The sequence below is a fragment of the Actinoallomurus sp. NPDC052308 genome (genome assembly GCF_040679195.1).
GTDB lineage: Bacteria > Actinomycetota > Actinomycetes > Streptosporangiales > Streptosporangiaceae > Actinoallomurus > Actinoallomurus liliacearum.
The window spans coordinates 117,697-135,856 of sequence record NZ_JBFAUM010000021.1 but is presented as its reverse complement, the minus strand read 5'-3'; the positions used below and the strand labels follow the sequence as shown (position 1 = coordinate 135,856).

Here is an 18,160-nt window from a genome sequence, read left to right as displayed (position 1 = left end):
CTCGCGGTATTGGGGGCCCATCGACAGCCGGGTCTTGATCCACGGCGGTTTGCGCTCGATCGGGGTCGCGGAGTTCCGCACCTCGACACGCAACAACTTCCGGCCCTCAGGAGATACGGCTGTCACTCGTTCAGGGTATGTCGGTATTTCCTCGTGTTGCGCAAGGCGGTGCCATAGTGGACGATCTTCCGGGAAAACGCGCGCCCGCGACCCGAACGACGTCGGCTCCGTACTCCACGCCGGCCCGCCGTGGCGTCGGCGGGAGGTTGAGATCGGTGTTTTATCTCGTTCTCACCATACGTAGCTGTCGATCTCTCTAAGGTGACGTGGGTGTCGCGTGCGGATGATGTATGACGGAGGTCAGGCGTGCGAGTGGCCATGACGTACCTCAGGCTTCCGGAGGCCGAGGGCGGAGGCGATCCGGGGGCCCGTGCCCGCGCGTTGTTCGGCGGCGGTAACTGGCGGGAGAAGCATCCCGTGCTCCCCGTCGCCGGTGCGTGGCAGGCCCTGCACTACCTGCTGACGGGTGACCCCTGGGACGGCCCGCACCCGGCCGCGGACGTGGTCTGCGGCGGGCGGCTGCTCACCGAGGACGGCGCCGAGGAGCTCGGCGTCGACGTCATCTACCTGACCGCCGAGCGGGTCAAGCTGGCCGCCGACCACCTCGCCGCGACCGAGTTCAAGCGCATCGCCGGGCGCTACGACGCCGAGCGGATGGCCGAGCTCGGCGTCCAGGGCGCGGAGGACTGGGTGGGCGAGCCCGCCGAGGCGATCCGAGACGGGGAGCTGCGCGTGGTGTACGAGCGGCTCACCCGTTTCTTCGAGGCCGCCTCGGCGGAGGGACAGGCCATCTTCAAGGCGATGGGCTGACCTCGCGCACAGGCGCCGTCAGGAGGTGACCGGCAGGCCGAGCATCGCGTCGAGTGAGCGGTGCGCGGTGCCGGACACGTCGAGTGCCTCGGCGAGCCGTACCTCGGCCAGCGCGAGGGCCTCCGCGACGGTGACCTCGCGGCCCAGCTCCGCGGAGAGCGACGTGGTGCCCGCGTCGCGGATGCCGCACGGCACGATCTTGTCGAACCAGCCCAGGTCGCAGTCGCAGTTGAGCTCGAACCCGTGCATCGTGACGCCACGGGACACCCGGATGCCGATCGCGCCGACCTTGCGGTCGGGCACGCCGGGCACCCAGACCCCGCTGCGGCCCTCGACCCGCTTGGTGGCCAGGCCCAGGTCGGCGCACGTGTCGATCAGCGCCGCCTCGATCGTGCGGACGTACGCGACGACGTCGACGGGCTCCCGCAGCTTGACGATCGGGTATCCGACGAGCTGCCCGGGGCCGTGCCAGGTGATCTTCCCGCCGCGGTCCACGTCGATCACCGGCGCGCCCGGGTCCCCGATCGGCCGGTCCAGCGGCTCCGTGCGCTTGCCCGCCGTGTAGACCGGCGGGTGCTCCAGCAGCAGGCAGACGTCGGGGATCTCGTCGGCGACACGCCGCTCGTGCAGCCGGCGCTGCAGCTCCCACGCCTCCTCGTACGGGATCGCCCGCTCGCCGAAGCCGGCGTGGATGAAGACCAGTTCGCCGGAGCTCGCGGGCAGCTCGTAGAGGGCGGTGGTGGATTCTTCGCTGACGCTCACGACCCTCAGCGTACGTGTTCCTAGAAGGACGCCAGCAGCCGAGGCTCGATCCGCGTCTCCTTGACGCCGCCGGAGCCGTCGGCGGCGACCTGGTAGGCGCCCTGGCCCTCGACGTACGACACGGCCTGGACGAACTCCGTGCCGACGTAGTGCAGCGCGACCGCCTCGTCGGCGGCGTACCCGTCGGGCAGCGCGCCCTCGGCGACGAGACGCTGCAGCAGTGGCCGGCGCTGCCGGTCGCTGTCGTAGTGGACGCCGCAGGAGTAGGGCAGCAGGCCCAGCCCGTCGGTCAGCGGGCGCAGCTGCGGGCCGAAGGAGTCGGTGGTGCCGCCGACGTGCCAGCACAGCGCTCCGGCGCTCTGCCCGCACAGGACGACGCCCGTACGCCACGCCTCGGCGAACGCGTCCGCGAGTCCGTGCAGGCGCCACAGCGCCAGCAGGTTGGCGACGCTGCCGCCGGACACGTAGATGAAGTCCTGGGCGAGCAGGTGCGCCGCGGGGTCCTCGTGGTTCGGCATCGGGAACAGCGCCAGGTGGCTCACCTCGGCGTCCGTCCCGGCGAAGGCCGCGTAGAAGCGGGCGATCGCGTCGGCGGCGTCGCCCAGCGCCGTCGTGAGGAAGCAGACCCGCGGGCGGTCCTGGCCGGTGAGGTCCAGGGCGTACCGGAGGAGCGGGCTCGGCGTCAGCCCGTAGCGGTCGGTGGGGATGAAGCCGCCGCCGCCGATCGCCACGATGTGCGGTTTACCGTCGGTGCTCATCACTCGCCCTCTCCACTCCACGTCCCACGGCCACCCGTCACGGTACGGCCCCGGGGGCGGGCGGCGCAGGGGGAGTGGCGCGTTCGTTGCGACTTCCTGGAAGAGAGGACACCATGTCGCCCCAGATCAACCGGCCCCGACCGACCTCCCGGGTTCTCCCCGGACCAACCGACCCCGACCGACCTCCCGGGTTCTCCCCGGACCAACCGACCCCGACCGACCTCCCGGGTTCTCCCGGGACCAACCGACCCCGACCGACCTCCCGGGTTCTCCCGGGACCAACCGACCTCCCGGCGTTCAGGACAGCAGGGCGGCGAGCGCGGACGACAGGTCCGGATGCCGGAAGCCGAAGCCTGCGGCGGTGAGGCGGGCCGGCAGGATGCGCTGGCTCACGAGGACGCCCTCGTCGGCCAGCCCGCCCAGCGCCAGGCGCAGCGCGAAGGGCGGCGCGGCGAACACCGTCGGCCGGTGCAGGGCGCGGCCCAGGGCGGACGTGTAGGCGGCGTTGGTGACGGGTTCGGGGGCGGTGAGGTTCACCGGCCCTTCCAGGGGACCGTCGATGAGGAGGCGCAGCGCCGCGATCGCGTCGGCGAGGGAGATCCAGCTCATCCACTGGCGGCCGTTGCCGAGCCGGCCGCCGAGCCCGGCGCGGAACAGGGGGAGCGTCCGGCCGAGCACGCCGCCCTCGCGCGCCAGGACGATGCCCGTGCGGGGGATCACGACGCGGATCCCGGCCTCGGCGGCGGGCGCGGTGGCGGCCTCCCAGTCGCGGCAGATCCCGGCGAGGAACCCCTCGCCCGAGGGGCTGTCCTCGTCGACCGTACGGCCGCCGGTGTCGCCGTAGTAACCGGCCGCCGAGGAGGACACCAGCACCGACGGCCGGTCGTCCATCGCGGCCAGGGCCCGGCAGAGGGTGCGGGTGCCCTCGACGCGGCTGTCGCGGATCTCCTGCTTGTAGCACTCGGTCCACCGGCGGTCGCCGATGCCCGCCCCGGCCAGGTGGACGACCGCGTCGACGCCCTCCAGGGAGGCGATGTCCACCTCCCCGAACGGATCCCAGTGAACCTCGTCGTCGGCCGTGGGCCGGCGGCGTACGAGCCTGAGAACGGTAAGGCCCTCGTCGCGCAGTGCGCGGACGAGGGCCGAACCGATGAGTCCGGTCGAACCGGTGATGGCGATCTGCACGATCGCAGCTTAGTTAGCGGACCGAACCAAAGGCGGTGCCGACACCGACCTCAAAGGCCGAGCTCGGCCTCGAAGTTGCCCTCCTCCAGGCGGTTCTTCACGGTGGTGAGGAACCGCGCGGCGTCGGCGCCGTCCACGAGGCGGTGGTCGTAGGTCAGCGCGAGGTACACGATCGAGCGCACCGCGATGACCTCGCCGAGCTGCGGGTCGTCGATGACCGCCGGACGCTTGACGACCGAGCCGGTGCCCAGCATGCCGACCTGCGGCTGGTTGAGGATCGGCGTGTCGAACAGCGCGCCACGGCTGCCGGTGTTGGTGATCGTGAACGTGCCGCCCGTGACCTCGTCGGGGCTGACCCGGTTGGTGCGGGTGCGCTCCGCCAGGTCCGCGATCCGCTGGGCCAGGCCGGCGAGGTTCAGCTGACCGGCGTTGTGGATCACCGGCACCATGAGGCCCTTCTCGGCGTCCACCGCGATGCCGAGGTTCTCGACGTCGTGGTAGGTCACCTCGTTGGTCTCGGAGTTGATGACCGCGTTGAGCTTCGGGTGCACCTTGAGCGCCTCGACGGCCGCCTGGGCGAAGAACGGCAGGAAGCTGAGCTTCACGCCCTCCCGTGCCAGGAAGTCGGCCTTGGCGCGCTCGCGCAGTCGCGCGATCTTGGTGATGTCCGCCTCGACGACCGTGGTCAGCTGCGCGGACACCTGCAGCGACTCGACCATGTGCCGGGCGATCGACTGACGGGTGCGGGACATCTTCTCGGTGGTGCCGCGCAGGCGCGACACCTCCGCCGGGACCGGCGCGGCCGGGCGGGCGGCGGGTGCCGCGGGAGCCTGGGCGGCGGCCGGGGCGGGCTGCGCGGGCGCCGGAGCGGCCTGCGGGGCCGGCTCGGGCGCCGGCGGCTGCGGCGGCGCCTGCTTGGCCCGCGCGGCCTCCAGGACGTCCTGCTTGCGGATGCGCCCGCCGACGCCGGTGCCCTTGACGGTCGCCAGGTCGACGTCGTGCTCGGCCGCCAGCTTGCGGACGAGCGGCGTGACGTAGGGGCTCTCACCCGACGGCTGCTCGGCCGCCTCCTGCTGCGGCGCCGGCGCGGGGGCCGGGGCCTCCTGGCGCGGCTCCGGCCGGGACTGCGGCGCCGCCGCGGCCGGCTGCGCGGCCGGGGCGGGCGGCCAGGACGGCGCGGACGGCTGCTGCGGCTCCGGCTGCGCCGGGGCGGACGGCTGCGGCGCCGGGGCCTCCTGCTGGGCGGGCTCGGGCTGGGCCTGCTCCTGCTGCGGAGCGGCGTCGGCGGTCGCCTCGCCCTCCTGGGCGATGACGGCCAGCTCGGCGCCGACCTCCACGGTCTCGTCCTCGGCGACGGTGATGCTGCTCAGGACACCCGCGGCCGGCGACGGAATCTCGGTGTCGACCTTGTCCGTCGACACCTCGAGAAGCGGCTCGTCGGCCTCGACGCGCTCACCCTCCTTCTTGAGCCAGCGGGTGACGGTGCCCTCGGTCACGCTCTCGCCGAGCTGGGGCATGGTTACGGAGACCGGCATGGTTCTCTGCGACTCCTCTTGATACGTCGTGTCTTGGTACGGGCGGGATCAGCCGTGGACGTGCAGCGGCTTGCCGGCGAGCGCGAGATGAGCCTCGCCGATCGCCTCGGACTGGGTCGGGTGCGGGTGGATGAGCTGGGCGACCTCGGACGGCAGGGCCTCCCAGTTGTAGATCAGCTGGCCCTCGGTGATGAGCTCGCCGACGCGGCTGCCGACGATGTGCACGCCCAGCACGGGGCCGTCCTTGGCCGCGATCACCTTGACCTCGCCCTGCGTGCCCAGGATCTTGCTCCGGGGGTTGCCGGCCAGGTCGTAGGTGACCTCGACGATGTCGTGACCGCGCTCCCGGGCCACCTCGGAGGTGACGCCCACCGACGCCACCTCGGGCTCGGAGTAGGTGATGCGCGGGACGCCGTCGTAGTCGATCGGCGCGGGGTCCAGGCCGCCCAGCCGCTCGGCGACGAGGATGCCCTCGGCGAAGCCGACGTGCGCCAGCTGAAGCGTCGGGATCAGGTCGCCGACCGCCGAGATGGTCGGGACGTTCGTGCGGCAGTACTGGTCGACCTTCACGAAGCCGCGCTCGGTCTCGACCCCGACCTCTTCCAGGCCCAGGCCCTCCGAGACCGGGCCGCGGCCCACGGCGACGAGCAGGAGGTCGGCGTCGAGGGTCTTGCCGCCCTCGAGGGTGACGATGACGCCCGACTCGGTGTGCTTGACGCTGTCGAACCGCGCGCCGAGCTCGAACTTGATGCCGCGCTTGCGGAAGGCCCGCTCCAGCCGCTTGGAACTGGACTCCTCCTCCAGCGGCAGCAGGTGCGGCAGCGCCTCGACGATCGTGACCTCGGCGCCGAAGGAGCGCCACACGCTGGCGAACTCGACGCCGATGACGCCGCCGCCGAGGACGACCACGGACTGCGGGATCCGGTCGAGCACGAGGGCGTGGTCGCTGGAGATGACGCGCTCACCGTCGATCTCCAGGCCGGGCAGCGACCTGGGCACCGAGCCGGTGGCCAGCACGATGTGCCGGCCCTCGTACGTCGTGTCGCCGACCTGGACGGTGGTGGGACCGGTCACCCGGCCCTCGCCCTCGACGATCGTGATGCCCTTGGACTTGATCAGCCCGGTCAGGCCCTTCACCGTGGTGCTGACGACCCTGTCCTTGTAGGCGTGCACACCCGGCAGGTCGATGCCCTCGAACCGGGCCTTGACCCCGAACGTGGCCGACTCGCGCGTCTGGTCGGCCACCTCGGCCGCGTGCAGCAGCGCCTTGGTCGGGATGCAGCCGCGGTTGAGGCAGGTGCCGCCGAGCTTGTCCTTCTCGATCAGTACGACGCTCAGACCCAGCTCGACCGCGCGCAGCGCGCACGCGTATCCGCCGCTGCCGCCACCTAGGACGACGATGTCGTAGGGGCTATTCGACACAGGACGCTCCTTCGATGCCCGCTCGGGCGCCTCCGGCCCGGAGCGATTTCTGTTCCCGCACGCATCTTTCCACTTCCGGCCGCCGGGCCGGGACAGCGCCTCCCGTTCGCGCCGTCCACTCGGCCGGTACGCCGCGCCGGGGGCGCTCCGCCCCCGCGCGCGGCCCGCCCGGTATCGCCCGGCGCGCGCCGCGCGCCGGACTTTCCGTGCTCACCTCGGTCACAGGGCGCCGGCGGCGGCGTCCTCGGCGATCTGGACGAGCGTGCGGACGGCGGCGCCGGTGCCGCCCTTCGGCGTGTAGCCGTACGGCTGGCCCTGGTTGAAGGACGGGCCGGCGATGTCGAGGTGCGCCCAGCGCACGCCGTCCGGCACGAACTCCTTCAGGAAGATCCCGGCCACCAGCATGCCGCCCCAGCGCTCACCGCTGATGTTGGCGATGTCGGCGATGGCCGAGTCCAGGCCCTTGCGCAGCTCCTCCGGCAGCGGCATCGGCCAGGCGGACTCGCCGGCGCGGCCGGCCGCGTCGGCGACCTTGTCGCGCACGTCGTCGTCGTTGGCCATGACGCCGGTCGTCCGGGTGCCGAGCGCGACGAGCTGGGCGCCGGTCAGGGTGGCGACGTCGACGATCAGGTCGGGCTCGTCCTCGCCGGCCCGGACGATCGCGTCGGCCATGACGAGGCGGCCCTCGGCGTCGGTGTTGAGCACCTCGACGGTCTTGCCGCCGTACATGGTGAGCACGTCGGAGGGGCGCTGCGCGGTGCCGCTCGGCATGTTCTCCGCGATGGCGAGGTAGCCGACGACCTTGACCTTCGGCCGCAGGGCGGCGATCGCCTTGAGCGCGCCGAGCACCGCGCCGGCGCCGCCCATGTCGGACTTCATCCAGTCCATGGCGTCACTGGGCTTGAGCGACAGGCCGCCGGAGTCGAACGTGATGCCCTTGCCGACGAACGCGACGGTCTTGTCCGCCTCGGGGTGCTCGTAGGCGAGACGGACGAGGCGCGGCGGGTTGACCGAACCCTGGCCGACCCCGACGATCCCGCCGTAACCGCCCTCGACCAGGGCCTTCTCGTCGAGGACCTCGACCGACAGCCCGGCCTCCTCACCGACCTCGCGCGCGGTCTCCGCGAGCACCTCGGGGTTCAGGTCGGACGGCGGGGCGTTGACCAGGTCACGGACCAGCGTGACGGCCTCGGCGATCGTCCTGGCGCGCTCGAGGGCGCTCTCGACCTCGTCGTCGGTCTCGGTCACCACCGTGATCTCCGAGACCGGGCGCTTGTCCCCGTCGCCGGTCCGGTAGTTCAGATAGGCGTAGTTGCCGAGCAGCGCGCCGGTCGCGACGGCGGCCACCTCGTCCGCGGTGGCGGCGGGCAGCCGGACCGCGACCGAGCCGGAGCCCGCGAGGGAGCGCAGCGCGACGCCGGCCGCCCGGCGCAGGGCCTCGGCGTCGTACGACTCGCCCAGCCCGACGGCCACCACCAGCGGGGCGGCCAGGTTGCCGAACGTCGGCACCTTGGTGATCTCACCCGCCTTGCCGCCGGCGCCCAACCCGCTCAGCGCGTCGACGAGGCGCCCCTGGAACGCCTCGTCGATCCCCGCGGCGCCGGGCGCCAGGACCGGTCCGGAGTCATCGGTCACGACACCGATCACGACGGCGTCTACGTCAAGGGATGCGGATTGAGCGTTGGCAAGTTTGAGGTTCGTCACACAGCCCGATGGTAGTCCTGCCTCACGGTTCTTTGTTCGAGTCCACGGACTTGGGGGATCTTCGGCACGCGTCGCGCGGACCTCCGCCCCGGCCTGGTCGATTACCATTCGTCGAATGGCCCCGTCGTCCTGGGCGTTCCAAGGCCGCCTCTGGCCGAGGGGAAGCGGGCAGCGGCGGCAGCCCCCGGACGGCGGTCAGCGGGACGCCTCGCATGCGCCATGGCCAGGGCGCGTTCCGCGATCGGCGCGGGAGCTTCACTCTCGGGACGCTCCCGCGCCTTCTATGCCACGGCCAGCACGACGATCGCCGCGGTCGTCGACGTCTCCGCCAGGGCGCCGAGGACGTCGCCGGTGACGCCGCCCAGGCGCCGGACGGCGTGTCGCAGCAGCGCCGCCGCGACCAGGAGCCCGGCCACCGCGGCCACCGGGGCGAGCACGGCCGGGCGCGCGCCCCCGGCGAGCAGGCCCGCGACCGACGCGGCGACCACGACGGCCGACGTCGCGGCCACCCCGTCCCGGAGCCGTACGGTCCCGGCGACCAGGGCGCCCAGGCCCTCCGGGCGGGCGGCGGGGACCCCTGCGCGGCAGGCCCACGTGACCGCGAGCCGCCCGGTCACCGCCGCGACGGTCACGGCGACCGCCCGGTGCGGGGCCTGCGCGAGGGCGGCGACCTGGATCAGCAGGGTGAACACCAGCGTGATGACCCCGAACGGCCCGATGTCGGACCGCTTCATGATCGACAGAGCGTCCCCGGCGGGGCGTCCGCTGCCCAGCCCGTCGGCGAGGTCGGCCAGGCCGTCCAGGTGCAGGCCGCGGGTGAGCAGCGCCATCGCCCCGACCGCCAGGGCGGCGCCGAGCAGCGGCCCGGCGCCGAGCCGTCCCGCGACCGTCACGACCACGGCGGCGGCCCCGCCGACCAGGAGCCCGGCGACCGGGGCGAGCGTCATCGCCCGGCGGGCGGTCTCCCGGTCCACCCGGCCGCACCGCACCGGTACGACGGTGAGCAGCGACACCGCCAGGCGCAGCCCCTCGAAACCGGGGATCCGCTCGTTCTCATGCTTCACGACGTCCTCCGGGCCGATCTGTGTCGAACGTCTCCCACCGGGGCGCCCGGTTCCCGGCGGTCACGGCAGGTCGACGACCCGGCCGGCGACGACCAGGGCGGTCTCCTCCGACTCGGCCGCCAGGCGCTGGTTGAGCCGCCCCAGAGTGTCACGGAACGCCCGCCCGCTCGCGGTGGCGGGGACGATCGACAGGCCGACCTCGTCGCTGACCGCGACGACGTGGGCCCGGGTGGACCGCCACGCGCCGACCAGTTCGTCCAGGCGCGGCGCCACCGCCTGCGGTTGCTCCCAGGCGCCCAGGGCGTCGAACACCGCCGTCAGCCAGGTGCCCATCCCGTCGATGAGGAGGGTGCCCGTCGCGTCGCGCAGGAGACCCGCCAGGTCGATCGTCTCGGCCGTGTCCCACCAGCCGGGGCGGCGTCGCCGGTGCGCGGTGATCCGGTCGCGCCACTCCGGGTCGTCGGCGTGCATGATCCCGGTCGCGACGTACGTCACCTCCGGGTGCGCCATCACCCGCAGTTCGGCCTCCTCGGACTTGCCCGACCGGGAGCCGCCCAGGACCAGCGACCGCCACGGCCCGGACGCGGGACGGGCCCAGAAGCCCAGCCGGCGGTCCAGTTCGGCCGGGGACGCGACGCGGTGGTCGACGTGGACGGCCTCGATCCGCGTCCCGTCGGTCACCGCGCCGGCGCGCCGCAGCCGTCCCAGGTGCGACGGGTCGCCGATGAGGTCGAGGAGCACGGCGTCGTACGGCTCGGGGCCGGCCGGTTCGGGCCGCGCGCCCGGCCCGGCCGCGAACAGGACCCGGTGCCCGCGCGGCGTGCGGACGTCGTAACCGCCGGGCACCTCCCGCCGGCGGCACCGGTCGAGCGGGACGCCGTCGAGAAGGACACGGGTCGGCTCGAGGCCGCGGCGCGCGGCGCGCATCCGGGTGCAGGAGGCGCAGCGGCAGCCGGCCTCGGGCCAGCCGCGCGGCCCCGCCGTGCCGAGCAGATCGATCTCCATCCGCGCCGCCCGTCAGTCGCCGCGGCCGTCGGCCGGAGCCTCGAACGCCGCCCGGCGGGCGGCGCGGCGCAGGGCGAGGAGCACCGGGCGGCCGGTGACGGTCACCAGGATCGCGGTGAAGATCGCTCGCGGCACGTCGAACCCGAGGGAGGTGGCGAAGCTGTACGCGACGAACCTCCCGAGATTGTCGGCGAGCGGGGCGCCCGGGTGGAAGGAGATCGAACTCGACATTCCCCCGACGAAGGGCCACGACCCCAGGTTCTGCAACCAGCCGTAGAGGAACGCGGCGACCGCGCCGTACACCGCGAGCATCGCGATCTCCGCCCGGCCCCGTGGCCGTCGCGGCAGGCATCCGGCGAAGAACCCCACCCACGCCGCGCCGAGGATCTGGTACGGCAGCCAGGGACCGACGCCCGCCGTGATCAGGGCGCTCGCGAACATCGCCACCGACCCCAGCAGGTAGCCGAACCCGCGCCCCAGCACCCGCCCGCCGTACACCAGCACGAAGAACATCGGCTCGAACCCCGCGACGTTCGTGCCGAGCGGCCGGAGCGCCGCGCCGACCGCGCCGAGCACGCCCAGCAGCGCGATCGCCTTGGCGTCGATCCCGCCCTCGGCGACCTCGGCGAGCGCCACCGCGAGCAGCAACGGAAGGAGCAGCACGAACATCCAGGGGGCGAAGGCCGACTGGCCGATCCGCGCCCCGGGCGTGACGAACAGCGGCCAGCAGAACGCGGCCAGCCCCGCCAGCGACACCAGCAGCAGCGCCGTCCCGGAGCGCGCGCGCAGCCGGACCGCGGTCATGGGACCTCCTTCGTCGGCCTCATGACCAAGGTGCTGTGCCTGTTGATTCCCTCGCTTCGCTCGGTCATGGCAGCACCTCCCTCGCCTGGCCCACCGTCAGGACCGGCGCCGGAGCGAGGATCTTGCCGACCTGCGGAGCGAACGCCGGCGAGGACACCACGACCTCGGCGGTCGGACCGTCGGCGACGATCTCGCCCTCGGCGACGACCACGGTGCGCGTCGCGACCTCGGCGACCAGTTCGACGTCGTGGGTGGCCAGGACCACCGCGTGTCCGCCGGCGGCCAGGTCACGGACGATCTCCACCAGGCGTTCCTTGGCGGTGTAGTCCAGGCCGCGCGTCGGCTCGTCCAGCAGGACCAGCGGCGGCCGCCCGGTCAGGATCACGGCCAGCGCGAGGGCCAGCCGCTGTCCCTCCGACAGGTCACGCGGGTGCAGTGCGTCGTCCACGCCGGGCGCGAGGCGCTCGAAGAGGGCGCGGCAGGTTCCCCGCTCGGCGGCCAGGTCGCGGTCCGCGGCGGCGCACTCGGCCGCGACCGTCTCGGCGTACAGCAGGTCGGCGGCGTCCTGCGGGACGAGGCCCGCGTTCCGGACCATGACGCGCGGCGGCGTCTCATGCGGCGCCGCGTCGCCGACCCGCACCCGTCCGCCCGACGGGCGTACGAGACCGACCAGGGCGCGCAGCAGCGAGGACTTCCCGGCGCCGTTCCGCCCCATCAGCGCGATCACCTCGCCCGAGGCGACGGACAGGTCGACGCCGCGCAGCGCCGGCACGGGGCCGTACCGGATCTCCAGGCCGCGTACCGACGCGAGCGTCCGGCCGTCGCCGGGCCCCGGGGACGGGGCGGGCGGCGGCGCCGCGGCGAGGCGCTCCCGCAGGGGAGCGGCGGCGCGCCGGGCGTCCCGCACGGACAGGGGGAGCGGCGACCAGCCCGCCAGCCGGCCGAGCTGGACGACCGGCGGCGCCACCGGGGAGTCCACCATGATCGCGCCGGTCGGGCCGTACGCGGGCGGCCGCCCGTCGCCGGGCAGCAGCACCATCGTGTCGGCCAGGTGGACGACCCGCTCCAGGCGGTGCTCGGCGAGGAGCACGGTCAGGCCGAGGTCGTGCACGAGGCGCTGCAGCGTGGCCAGGACGTCCTCGGCGCCCACCGGGTCCAGCGCGGACGTCGGCTCGTCCAGGACGAGGACCCTCGGGTGGGTGGTGAGCACCGAGCCGATGGCGACCCGCTGCGCCTGCCCGCCGGACAGCGTGCCGAGGGGGCGGTCCCGCAGCCCGGCCAGACCGAGCAGGTCCAGGGTCTCCTCGACGCGCCGGCGCATGACGTCCGGCGGCAGGCCCAGGGATTCCATGCCGTACGCCAGCTCCTCCTCGACCACGTCGGAGACGAACCCGGCCCGCGGGTCCTGGCCGACGTAGCCGACGAGGTCGGCGAGCTCACGCGGCGGGTGGTCGCGGGTGTCCCGCCCCGCGACGGCCACCCGGCCGGTCAGCACCCCGCCGGTGAAGTGGGGGACCAGGCCGTTCACCGCGCGCAGCAGCGTGGACTTGCCCGTGCCCGTACGCCCAGCGACCAGGCACAGCTCGCCCTCCTCGATCCTCAGGTCGACGTCCGTGAGCACCGGCGCGCCGCCGTAGTGGAAGCCGACCCGGTCGAAACGGATCATGTCCGGATCCCCCGCAGGAGCACCGGGGCGAGGGCGAGCAGCACCCCGGCGGCCGGGAGGACGGGCAGACCGGGCGCGGTCCCCGGCGTGGGCCGCAGGCCGTCCGTGCCGATGAGGCCGGCGACGGTCATCGCGGCGGCGGCCAGCACGCCCGAACCGCCGGTGACCCACTCCGGCAGCGCCCACGGATCCGGGCGGTACCGGGTCCGCGGCGACCGGCGGCCCCCGAGCCACAGACCGGCCGCGGCGGCGACCGCCCCCGCGACCAGCAGCGGCGTTCCCAGCGCCGCCGGCGCCTGCCCGTCCAGCAGCCCGTACAGCCCGGCGCACACCGCGAGGAGCCCGCCCAGGACCAGCGCCCCGGTGGCCCGCCGCCGGGCGCGCGGCACGGCGGCGGTACGGCCGTACCCGCGCGCGTCCATCGCGGCGGCCAGCTGCACCGACCGGTCCAGCGCGCCCTCGAGCACCGGCATGGCGAGCCGCCGCAGCGACCGGATCCCCCGGTCGGAGCGGCCGCGCAGGCGCTGCGCGTCGCGCACCCGCCGTACGTGCGCGACCGCCTGCGGCGCGAACGTCATCGCGACCACGACCGCGACGCCCACCTCGTACAGCGCTCCGGGAACCGACTTCAGCAGGCGGCTCGGAGCGGCCAGCGCGTTCGCCGCGCCGACGCAGACCAGGACGGTGGCGAGCCGCAGCGCGTCGTACCCGGCGACGGCCAGGCCCTCGGCGGTCACCGGCCCGCCGACCCGCAGCCCCGCCATCCAGGACGGCAGGGTCACCGACGGCAGCGTGACCAGCGTGGTGCCCGGGGTCTGCGCCACGAACACCGCCCCGAACAGCAGCCGCACCACGACCACGACGAGGCCGATCCGCAGGAACATCCTGTACGCCCGCGCCCAGGGATCGTCGGTGCGGCGCACCGCCACGACCGTTCCGGTCACCGTGCCCACCAGCAGGAGGAGCAGCGGATCGGTGGTCCGCGTGGCCGCCGTCGCGAGCCCCAGCGCCCACAGCCACCAGGCGCCCGGGTGCAGCCGTCGAGTCATCGACGCGACCGGCGCACCGCGACCAGCCCGCCGCCCGCCGCGACGAGCACGATCAGCCCGATCCCGGCGTACAGCCCGACCGGCGTACCGGAGTCCTTCTTCTTCTCCGCGGTCGTCCTCGCCGTGGCGGAGGGGGACGCGGCGACCGGCGCGCCACAGGGGCCGAAGGAATCGATGGCGCAGATCAGGCCGCTCTTGTCCGTCTGCGGACGGCCCGCCGCAGCGAGGATGTCGGAGCCGGTGGCGTTCTGCGGGACGGTCGCGCAGTACTGCTTGGCGGCCGGCGGGGCCTGGCCCTTCGGGGCGTCGGCGGCCTCGCCGTAGTCGATGACGACGGCGACGCGCTTCTTGCCCGCCGGAGCCGCGGCCGTGGATCCGCAGATCGTGGCGAAGTCCGGCTTGGCGCGGGGCGGGGTGCCGGTGTTCCCGCTGGACCTGGCGAACCGCCAGCCCTCCACCGCGCCGTCCTTGGGATGGGCCTGGGCCGGGCCCGTGCTGGCGAAGGCCCACGTGTTGCCCTTGGCCTGCCAGTACCCCCAGAACGCAACGGGGTCGGCATGCGCCTCGGGCATCGGGGCGAACAGCAGGGCGGCGGCGAGGACACCGGCTGCGATCTTGCGCATGGGCGCCTTTCTGGGGGAAGGCGGTCCCCGGTGAAGCGGGCGCGCCGAACGCGGCACGCGCCCGGACTCCATCCGCAGACCACGACGGAACGACGGAGCCGCTCGCGCCGGCGCGGGCACTCCGGCTCGCCGCGGGCGGGGTGCCCGCAGGCCTACGGTTGCGGGTCAGCGCCGGACTTCGACCGGCTTCCCCCACGTGGCGCGTGTGCTGCTGCCGATGAGTTGACCACGGGGCGGTGAACCGCGTCAAAACGACCGACCCCGGTAACCTGCGGATCATGAGGTGGGTCCGAGTGCGACGCCGACCTCGGAGGCTGCCGCGGCACCCGGTCGAAGCGGCCGGGCGAGCCGCACGGAGATGAGGAGAGCGATGCCCTGGAGCTGGCGGTACGAGAAGTCCGACGGGACACCGGTGGAGGCGCCCGGCTTCGGCGAGGAGACCTGGACCACTCAGGCCGACGCGGAGTCCTGGGTGGGGGAGAACTGGCGCGACCTCCTGGAGGCGGGCGTCGACCAGGTGTCCCTCCTGGAGGACGGGCGCGTGGAGTACGGCCCGATGAGCCTCCATCCGCAGGGCGGCTGACCGGCGCGCTCCGTGACACGATCCGGCCGGCGGCGCGCTCCGCAGTCACGATCCGGCCGGCGGGGCGCTCCGCGACACGACCCGGTGGGCGCGCGGTCCGCGACACGGCCGGGCCGGTGGGTGGGCCGGCCCGGCGGCCCTGTCTGCGGTCGGCGCGCCCGGGCGGCGGGGCCCGAACGCCGCGGTCGGCGTCCGCCGGGCTCTCCTGGAGGGAGAGCCGGCGGACGCGGTCCGTTACGGGCGCCGCGACGGGCTGACGGTCTTGGCCGGGTCGCGCTCGACGACCGGCGTGAGGATCTCGTCGACGCGCTGCAGCAGTTCGGCCTCGAGCTTGACGCCGGCGGCCTTCACGTTGTCCCGCACCTGTTCGGGGCGGCTGGCGCCGATGATGGCCGAGGAGACGTTCGGGTTCTGCAGGACCCACGCGATGGCGAGCTGCGCCATCGACAGGCCCGCCTCATCGGCGAGCGGCTTGAGCCGCTGCACGCGGGTCAGGACCTCGTCGTCCAGGAGCCGCTGGATGAACGCCGCGCCGCTCTTCTCGTCGGTGGCGCGGGACCCCGCGGGCGGGGCGGCGCCCGGTGCGTACTTGCCGGTCAGCACCCCTTGGGCGATGGGCGACCAGACGATCTGCCCGACGCCCTCCTTCTCGCACAACGGCACGACCTCGGACTCGATGACCCGCCAGATCATGTTGTACTGCGGCTGGTTCGAGACGATCCGGTCCAGGCCCATGTCGTCGGCGATCTTCAGCGCCCGGGCGATCTCCTCGGCGCGCCACTCCGACACGCCGATGTAGAGCACCTTGCCCTGGCGTACGAGATCGTCGAAGGCCTTGAGGGTCTCCTCGAGCGGCGTCTCGTGGTCGAACCGGTGCGCCTGGTACAGGTCGATGTAGTCGGTCTGCAGGCGCCGCAGCGAGCCGTGGATCGACTCGAAGATGTGCTTGCGGGACAGGCCGCGGTCGTTGGGACCGTCGCCGGTGGGCCAGTAGACCTTGGTGAAGATCTCCAGGGACTCCCGGCGCTGACCTTTCAGGGCGCGGCCCAGGACCTCCTCCGCGCGGGTGCCGGCATAGACGTCCGCCGTGTCGAAGGTGGTGATGCCCTCCTCGAGGGCCGCCTGGACGCACGCCTTGGCGGCGTCCTCCTCCACCTGGGAGCCGTGCGTGATCCAGTTGCCGTACGAGATTTCGCTGACCATGAGGCCGCTGCGGCCCAAATGACGGAACTCCATGACCGCACCCTAAGACGAAGGGTCAGACCTGGTCCTTCTGCCCCGGCTTGAGGCGCGGCTGCGGCATGCGGAACCGGCGGATCTGCATCGACCGGGTCGCGACGTAGAAGCCGAGACCGCGGAGGTTGTCGTCGGGGAAGCGCTCCTGGGCGAGCTTCTTGACCCGCCGGCCGAGGAGGATCGACTCGCCGATGATCAGCACCAGCATGACCGGCCAGCCGAACTGGTAGACGTACGCCTTGACGGTCAGCGGCGCGACCATCGCCAGCAGCAGGATCAGCAGGGTGAGGTACATGAAGTACTCGCCGAACGTCCGCCGGGAGTCGACGAAGTCGCGGGCGAGCCGGCGCGCCGGCCCCTGGTCGCGTTTGGGCAGGTAGCGGTCGTCGCCGCGGGCCATGCCCTCCTTGACCTTCTGGCGGTCGCGGGACTGCCGGTCACGGGCCTGCTGGTAGGCCTCCTTGCGCGACTTGGGCGCGGTGATCGGCTGGCGGTTGCGCCTCTCCGCCTCGCGGCGCTTGGGCGTGGGACGGCCCTTCCCCCCCGGTTTGACGATCTCGGGGGTGGTCGAGGGCTCCTCTGTGGCGGTATCGGTACGGCGTCGGAACACGCAGATCAGCCTACCGGCGCTCGCGGCGAACATAATGACTGTCTTGGACGTTAACGCGTAGGGTGGTCAGCGAACCCCAGCAGCGTTGTGAGGCACCAGCAGAAGGGACCGGCCACGCGCGATGAGCGTGATGAAGCGTATGTCGATGATCTTCAAATCCAAGGCCAACAAGGCACTGGACCGGATGGAAGATCCTCGCGAAACCCTTGACTATTCCTACCAGCGCCAGCTTGAGATGTTGCAGAAGGTCCGCCGGGGCGTCGCGGACGTCGCCACCTCCCGCAAGCGTCTCGAGCTCCAGATCAACCAGCTCGAGCAGCAGCAGAACAAGCTGACCGAGCAGGGCAAGAAGGCCCTGCAGGTCGGCCGGGAGGACCTCGCCCGCGAGGCGCTGACCCGCCGGGCGGGTCTGGACGGCCAGCTGAACGATCTGCGTGCGCAGTACCAGCAGCTGCAGGGCGAGGAGGAGAAGCTCACGCTCGCCTCCCAGCGCCTGCAGGCCAAGGTCGACTCCTTCCGTACGCGCAAGGAGACGATCAAGGCCACCTACACGGCGGCCGAGGCGCAGACCAAGATCAACGAGGCGTTCTCCGGCATCTCCGAGGAGATGGGCGACGTCGGCCTGGCGATCCAGCGCGCCGAGGAGAAGACCGAGAACATGAAGGCGCGCGCCGGCGCCATCGACGAGCTGCTCGCCTCCGGCGCCCTGGAGGACTACTCCGGCCCGCGCGACGACATCCAGGCCGAGCTGGACCGCATGGGCAGCGGCCCGGGCGTCGACCTCGAGCTCGAGCAGATGAAGGCCGAGCTGGGCATGGGCGGCGCGCCGAAGCAGATCGACGCCGCGCCGGGTCAGCCGCAGGGGCACCAGGCCGCGCCGCACCAGCAGGCCCAGCCGCAGATCCAGCGGCCCCATCAGCCGGGGGAGGGCCAGTGATCGTCCGGCTGATGGGCGAGGGACAGCTCGACGTCGCCGACGGCGATCTGTCCGCCCTGAACGACCTCGACGCGGAGCTCGAGAAGGCGATCGAGTCCGGCGACGAGGACCAGTTCCGCGGCGCGCTGCACGCGCTGCTCGAGCGGGTGCGCACGGTCGGCAAGCCGCTGCCGCCCGAGGACCTCGAGCCGTCGGATCTGATTCTTCCTCCCGCGGACGCCACGATGGAGGAGGTCCGCGCGATGCTGGGTGACGAAGGGCTCATCCCCGACTGACCCGTTAAGGCACAAGCGGGCCTGTTCGCGCGTTTCACCAGTAGAAAGCGTCGGACGGGGAGGAAGGGGACA

The 18,160-nt window shown here is 73.3% G+C and carries 18 protein-coding genes and 1 pseudogene; 4 read left to right on the top strand and 15 right to left on the bottom strand.

The window, feature by feature from the left end; all coding sequences use genetic code 11:
* Positions 1 to 126 (bottom strand): annotated as a pseudogene (locus AB0L00_RS34485) (lipoyl synthase); the annotation flags it as partial.
* Positions 127 to 366: 240 nt separating this feature from the next.
* Between AB0L00_RS34485 and AB0L00_RS34480 the strand changes: the two are divergent.
* Positions 367 to 870, top strand: a complete 504-nt coding sequence (locus AB0L00_RS34480) for a DUF1877 family protein (RefSeq protein WP_364441399.1) — start codon at positions 367 to 369, stop codon at positions 868 to 870.
* An 18-nt stretch (positions 871 to 888) separates the two neighbouring features.
* Here the strand turns inward: AB0L00_RS34480 and lipB are convergent, their stop codons facing one another.
* The 12 genes from lipB to AB0L00_RS34420 form a co-directional block, all read right to left on the bottom strand.
* Positions 889 to 1,632, bottom strand: coding sequence for a lipoyl(octanoyl) transferase LipB (gene lipB, locus AB0L00_RS34475; RefSeq protein ID WP_364441398.1), 744 nt, complete (start codon positions 1,630 to 1,632; stop codon positions 889 to 891).
* A gap of 20 nt (positions 1,633 to 1,652) precedes the next feature.
* On the bottom strand, positions 1,653 to 2,390 hold the full coding sequence (locus AB0L00_RS34470) for a peptidase E (RefSeq protein ID WP_364441396.1): 738 nt from the start codon (positions 2,388 to 2,390) through the stop codon (positions 1,653 to 1,655).
* A 297-nt stretch (positions 2,391 to 2,687) separates the two neighbouring features.
* Positions 2,688 to 3,575 carry a TIGR01777 family oxidoreductase gene (locus AB0L00_RS34465; RefSeq protein ID WP_364441395.1) on the bottom strand — a complete coding sequence of 296 codons (888 nt, stop codon included), beginning with the start codon at positions 3,573 to 3,575 and terminating at the stop codon, positions 2,688 to 2,690.
* Between the two features lie 50 nt (positions 3,576 to 3,625).
* Positions 3,626 to 5,110 carry a 2-oxoglutarate dehydrogenase, E2 component, dihydrolipoamide succinyltransferase gene (sucB, locus tag AB0L00_RS34460; RefSeq protein WP_364441393.1) on the bottom strand — a complete coding sequence of 495 codons (1,485 nt, stop codon included), beginning with the start codon at positions 5,108 to 5,110 and terminating at the stop codon, positions 3,626 to 3,628.
* Between the two features lie 48 nt (positions 5,111 to 5,158).
* Positions 5,159 to 6,532 (bottom strand): dihydrolipoyl dehydrogenase, encoded by a 1,374-nt coding sequence (gene lpdA / locus AB0L00_RS34455; RefSeq protein ID WP_364441391.1) that lies wholly within the window; start codon positions 6,530 to 6,532, stop codon positions 5,159 to 5,161.
* A gap of 219 nt (positions 6,533 to 6,751) precedes the next feature.
* The gene (locus AB0L00_RS34450) at positions 6,752 to 8,236 is read right to left on the bottom strand and encodes a leucyl aminopeptidase (RefSeq protein ID WP_364441389.1); all 1,485 of its coding nucleotides are present in this window, start codon (positions 8,234 to 8,236) and stop codon (positions 6,752 to 6,754) included.
* Positions 8,237 to 8,517: 281 nt separating this feature from the next.
* The gene (locus tag AB0L00_RS34445; protein WP_364441387.1) at positions 8,518 to 9,300 is read right to left on the bottom strand and encodes an adenosylcobinamide-GDP ribazoletransferase; all 783 of its coding nucleotides are present in this window, start codon (positions 9,298 to 9,300) and stop codon (positions 8,518 to 8,520) included.
* Positions 9,301 to 9,360: 60 nt separating this feature from the next.
* Entirely contained in the window at positions 9,361 to 10,305 is a 945-nt protein-coding gene (locus tag AB0L00_RS34440; RefSeq protein ID WP_364441385.1) for a bifunctional adenosylcobinamide kinase/adenosylcobinamide-phosphate guanylyltransferase, read from the bottom strand.
* Between the two features lie 12 nt (positions 10,306 to 10,317).
* Positions 10,318 to 11,109, bottom strand: a complete 792-nt coding sequence (locus AB0L00_RS34435) for an ECF transporter S component (RefSeq protein WP_364441383.1) — start codon at positions 11,107 to 11,109, stop codon at positions 10,318 to 10,320.
* Between the two features lie 64 nt (positions 11,110 to 11,173).
* A complete protein-coding gene (locus tag AB0L00_RS34430) occupies positions 11,174 to 12,775 on the bottom strand; it encodes an ATP-binding cassette domain-containing protein (RefSeq protein ID WP_364441381.1) in 1,602 nt (533 codons plus the stop codon).
* On the bottom strand, positions 12,772 to 13,824 hold the full coding sequence (locus AB0L00_RS34425) for an energy-coupling factor transporter transmembrane component T (RefSeq protein ID WP_364441379.1): 1,053 nt from the start codon (positions 13,822 to 13,824) through the stop codon (positions 12,772 to 12,774). Before AB0L00_RS34425 ends, AB0L00_RS34430 begins: the two co-directional genes overlap by 4 nt.
* Complete coding sequence (locus AB0L00_RS34420) at positions 13,821 to 14,447, bottom strand: SCO2322 family protein (RefSeq protein ID WP_364441377.1); 627 nt, start codon at positions 14,445 to 14,447, stop codon at positions 13,821 to 13,823. The genes AB0L00_RS34425 and AB0L00_RS34420 overlap by 4 nt, the downstream gene beginning before the upstream one ends.
* Positions 14,448 to 14,817: 370 nt before the next feature.
* Between AB0L00_RS34420 and AB0L00_RS34415 the strand changes: the two genes are divergently transcribed.
* Positions 14,818 to 15,030 (top strand): hypothetical protein, encoded by a 213-nt coding sequence (locus tag AB0L00_RS34415; RefSeq protein WP_364441375.1) that lies wholly within the window; start codon positions 14,818 to 14,820, stop codon positions 15,028 to 15,030.
* 234 nt (positions 15,031 to 15,264) lie between these two features.
* Here AB0L00_RS34415 and AB0L00_RS34410 read toward each other — a convergent pair whose 3' ends face one another.
* Positions 15,265 to 16,266 carry an aldo/keto reductase family protein gene (locus tag AB0L00_RS34410; protein WP_364441372.1) on the bottom strand — a complete coding sequence of 334 codons (1,002 nt, stop codon included), beginning with the start codon at positions 16,264 to 16,266 and terminating at the stop codon, positions 15,265 to 15,267.
* A gap of 22 nt (positions 16,267 to 16,288) precedes the next feature.
* Entirely contained in the window at positions 16,289 to 16,876 is a 588-nt protein-coding gene (locus AB0L00_RS34405; protein WP_364441370.1) for a DUF3043 domain-containing protein, read from the bottom strand.
* Positions 16,877 to 16,997: 121 nt separating this feature from the next.
* On the opposite strand from AB0L00_RS34405, the gene AB0L00_RS34400 reads away from it, so the two are divergent.
* Both AB0L00_RS34400 and AB0L00_RS34395 read left to right on the top strand, forming a co-directional pair.
* Positions 16,998 to 17,813: a PspA/IM30 family protein gene (locus AB0L00_RS34400; RefSeq protein WP_364441368.1), complete on the top strand. Its 816-nt coding sequence runs from the start codon at positions 16,998 to 17,000 to the stop codon at positions 17,811 to 17,813.
* Positions 17,810 to 18,088 (top strand): hypothetical protein, encoded by a 279-nt coding sequence (locus tag AB0L00_RS34395; protein WP_345357907.1) that lies wholly within the window; start codon positions 17,810 to 17,812, stop codon positions 18,086 to 18,088. Before AB0L00_RS34400 ends, AB0L00_RS34395 begins: the two co-directional genes overlap by 4 nt.
* Positions 18,089 to 18,160 lie beyond the last annotated feature (72 nt).

What these genes read in the sequence shown, in the direction of transcription:
- AB0L00_RS34470 (WP_364441396.1), bottom strand. Translation starts at nt 2,390, where the DNA reads ATGAGCACCGACGGTAAACCGCACATCGTGGCGATCGGCGGCGGCGGC.
- sucB (WP_364441393.1), bottom strand. Translation starts at nt 5,110, where the DNA reads ATGCCGGTCTCCGTAACCATGCCCCAGCTCGGCGAGAGCGTGACCGAG.
- AB0L00_RS34440 (WP_364441385.1), bottom strand. Translation starts at nt 10,305, where the DNA reads ATGGAGATCGATCTGCTCGGCACGGCGGGGCCGCGCGGCTGGCCCGAG.
- AB0L00_RS34435 (WP_364441383.1), bottom strand. Translation starts at nt 11,109, where the DNA reads ATGACCGCGGTCCGGCTGCGCGCGCGCTCCGGGACGGCGCTGCTGCTG.
- AB0L00_RS34430 (WP_364441381.1), bottom strand. Translation starts at nt 12,775, where the DNA reads ATGATCCGTTTCGACCGGGTCGGCTTCCACTACGGCGGCGCGCCGGTG.
- AB0L00_RS34425 (WP_364441379.1), bottom strand. Translation starts at nt 13,824, where the DNA reads ATGACTCGACGGCTGCACCCGGGCGCCTGGTGGCTGTGGGCGCTGGGG.
- AB0L00_RS34420 (WP_364441377.1), bottom strand. Translation starts at nt 14,447, where the DNA reads ATGCGCAAGATCGCAGCCGGTGTCCTCGCCGCCGCCCTGCTGTTCGCC.
- AB0L00_RS34415 (WP_364441375.1), top strand. Translation starts at nt 14,818, where the DNA reads ATGCCCTGGAGCTGGCGGTACGAGAAGTCCGACGGGACACCGGTGGAG.
- AB0L00_RS34410 (WP_364441372.1), bottom strand. Translation starts at nt 16,266, where the DNA reads ATGGAGTTCCGTCATTTGGGCCGCAGCGGCCTCATGGTCAGCGAAATC.
- AB0L00_RS34400 (WP_364441368.1), top strand. Translation starts at nt 16,998, where the DNA reads ATGAGCGTGATGAAGCGTATGTCGATGATCTTCAAATCCAAGGCCAAC.